Here is a 3,138-nt window from a genome sequence, read left to right as displayed (position 1 = left end):
ATGCTGAAAATGATTATTTCGAAACTATTTTTACACGCTAATATCAATTTAAGATACCTCTTGTTTACTCAATTGTAAACGATACCAATGAATAATTCTGACTTGCCAAGGATAAATATAAATATGAAAAATCAGCAAGTAGTAATAAGCTTTTTAACTAAGTAAATATGGCTAGAAATAAACTAGTTATCATTCAAGTTGCTTTATTCAGCATCCTGAATGATGACGGAGATAAGGAGGATTTAGTAATTGCGGGGGTAAAGTGCAACAATTCAAGTAAGCTAACCAATAGATATTAAATCAGAAAATCGCTATTAATCCTAGATAATGTGAAACCTGCAGAAGCCAGTATTTGAATAGACTAATCCGAATTATTTAATTGAACGAACCGATGCGCGGCGAACTAAAGTAGGCATAAATAATTTTCGTTCTTTGTGCTCAATATCTTTATTAATAGCAAGTTTCAAGGCGAGCTTAACCGCTTCGTCCGCCATCACTTGAATTGGATAACGAATCGTTGTGAGGCGAGGGTAGATATAACGAGCAAGGTGTCCATCATCAAAGCCAATCACTGACATATCCTCTGGAATACTAACGCCATTTTCCTGCAGTAGCGCTAAACACCCTGCTGCCATATAGTCATTATAAGTCGCTATTGCTGTGATATCGGTGTTTTTAGCCATCAAGTTCATCATTGCTTCTTCCCCACCTAACTCATCGGGTTCACCGTATTCGATATACTCATCTTTTGGCTCGATACCGTTATCACGCAACGCACTTTGGTAACCTGCAAGGCGATCATGCGCATCATCAATATCATGGTTAGAGCAGATATAACCAATTTTTTTATGGCCGTGGCTAATCAGGTATTCGGTCGCCATGTAAGAACCTTGGTGGTTATCTAAAGCAATGCAACGAGCTGCAATCTCAGGCACTACTCGGTTGATAATCACCATACCGGGGATCTCTTTTGCCAAGCAAACTAACTCTTCATCACTCAGACCTTTACTATGCACGACCAAAGATTCACAGCGGCTATTAATCAGCAGATCAATCGCACTTTTCTCTGCGCTCGCATCATGATAACCACAACCAATTAACAGCTGTTTTCCCTGCTCGCTTGCAATAATATTAATCGCTTTTACCATGGTACCAAAAAAAGGAGCCGATACGTCATTGACTAAAACACCAATTGTATTCGATGATCTACTTACTAATGCACGTGCATTGGCATTTGGGCGATAACCAAGCTTTACCATCGCCGCTTTAACCGCAGCAACGGATGCTTCACTGGTTTGCGGTGAATTATTTATTACTCGCGAAGTGGTAGCGATAGATACTCCAGCTTCTTTTGCAACATCCTTGATGGTAGCCATAACGTCCTCTATTTAGTGTATGGGCTTATTTAACAATAGATGTAGCTATAACACAAATATTAACTAGATGATTCTGATGGGGAATGGGGTTTTTGCGGGGCAGGGTTATATAACAGCCGCCAGGTATCAACTGGCGGAGTTATTAACATGATAACGGTTAGATTGACGCATAAAAGTAAAGTAACTTAAAGGAGGCTAATCTATACCCGTTACCAATCAAAATGCTTTATTCAGTCTTCAGCTCGGGGACTAAGGCAAGACGCAGTACGATGACAATGACTAGTCCTTATCGAATACTGCACCGCCGAATTAGTTTTCGAGCTGCCGACCCGTAGGGCAAGCTTTGAGGCAAATATCTTCGTTGTTAGAAAGTATCGATTGAACTAGTTAGACCTTCTACTTTCTGCCTAGAATCTATTCACCTCACAGCTTGCTGAATTTTGCATCTTGAATGATAACGGGTATATACAGATAACAGTCTTAATTCACCTTTAACACAATTTGATAACGATAATCTTTTTGCATTAATAGGAACTCATTATGCACACTAGGACTCCACGAGTCATCACCACCAACGCCCATATGTTGATGATCTACATTAACGAAGATTCCTTTCGATGGAACCAGTTCATTACTGTGTTTAGCATCCGCTAATTGTTGCTGAGCATATTGATTAACACTGAACATAAACGCGCCAGATATCTCAACACCATTCACATTCAGCAACTTAGAGCCACTTCGTAAACCACTATCAGTTGGAAATATATAAGAGGTGTACATCTCTGTTAAGTCCAATGAATACGCCCCAAAACGTGCCGCTGCTAATCGGTCTGGATAGTTTTCAAATGGCCCTAAACCTTGCCAAGTGATTTTATTATCTTGCGTTGTTAACGGTAGTTGTAATGCTAAACCGATACGTGGCATTGGTGGCAAATGATTCGCCAGTTTAACATCCACATCAACCTGCATTGCACCGTGATTATCAAGCGTATAAATCCAAACTGTAATCGCTTGAACAATATCATTATGACGGTAAACAAATGTTGAGCTTACTTTCACTGTATCACTGCTTTTTTCACTCACACATTTAATACATTGACGCTGCCATTGGCCAAGAGCAGCTTCATCCCATCGACATGCCCACGCGTTTGGATCGATATTATCGACTTCACTAATACCAATATCATTGTCTAACGGTGCACGGAAGAAATTATCCTCAGGTGGCATTAATAACTGCGCTTTATTGTCCACAGTCCAATCTGTCAGTAATCCGGTTTCTGTACTCCACTGCCATTGATGCTTTTTATCCAAGCTCGACACTATAATTTGCTGTCCTTGAGCTTCTAAAATTGGTGTACTATCGCAGCTCGTATCTGGTAATAGTAACCCCGCATTATTACACAGGCTAAACTGTTCAGTTGCAGTTATGTACCCCGCCTCAGCCCAAGGTGTTGCATTAATTAGGCAAATATCTGTATTCAAGTGATATTGAGCATGTGCTTTTGCTGTAAAGTTTACATTCACATCAATCTCTAAATGACTATCAGCAGCAATACAAAGTGGAAGTTGACCTGACTGTATTTGCACACCATCTTCTAATAAACTCCAGTTCAATAGTTCATTCTCGGTACTACGGAATAGGTTTTCATTAATGATCTTAAGGCGACAAAAAGAGTCTGTTTGCTCGAGTAATGTTGCTGTGATCATACGTTGGCAATATTTTGCTTCTTGCAGCGTTGGATGCGCGCTGCGATCCGGGAAA

2 protein-coding genes are annotated in these 3,138 nt (G+C 40.2%); both read right to left on the bottom strand.

The annotated features are described in order from the left end of the window. Positions 1 to 371 precede the first annotated feature (371 nt). Positions 372 to 1,376 carry a substrate-binding domain-containing protein gene (locus tag QNK26_RS14155; RefSeq protein WP_319224080.1) on the bottom strand — a complete coding sequence of 335 codons (1,005 nt, stop codon included), beginning with the start codon at positions 1,374 to 1,376 and terminating at the stop codon, positions 372 to 374. 480 nt (positions 1,377 to 1,856) lie between these two features. Continuing rightward, on the bottom strand, positions 1,857 to 3,138 hold a 1,282-nt coding region (locus QNK26_RS14150), incomplete at its 5' end, for a beta-galactosidase domain 4-containing protein (RefSeq protein WP_319224077.1).

The sequence above is a fragment of the Moritella sp. genome, from assembly GCF_033791185.1.
Taxonomy (GTDB): Bacteria; Pseudomonadota; Gammaproteobacteria; order Enterobacterales; family Moritellaceae; genus Moritella.
Note: the sequence above shows the minus strand (reverse complement) of the source record. Positions and strands in the feature narration are given on the sequence as shown.

What these genes read in the sequence shown, in the direction of transcription:
- QNK26_RS14155 (WP_319224080.1), bottom strand. Translation starts at nt 1,376, where the DNA reads ATGGCTACCATCAAGGATGTTGCAAAAGAAGCTGGAGTATCTATCGCT.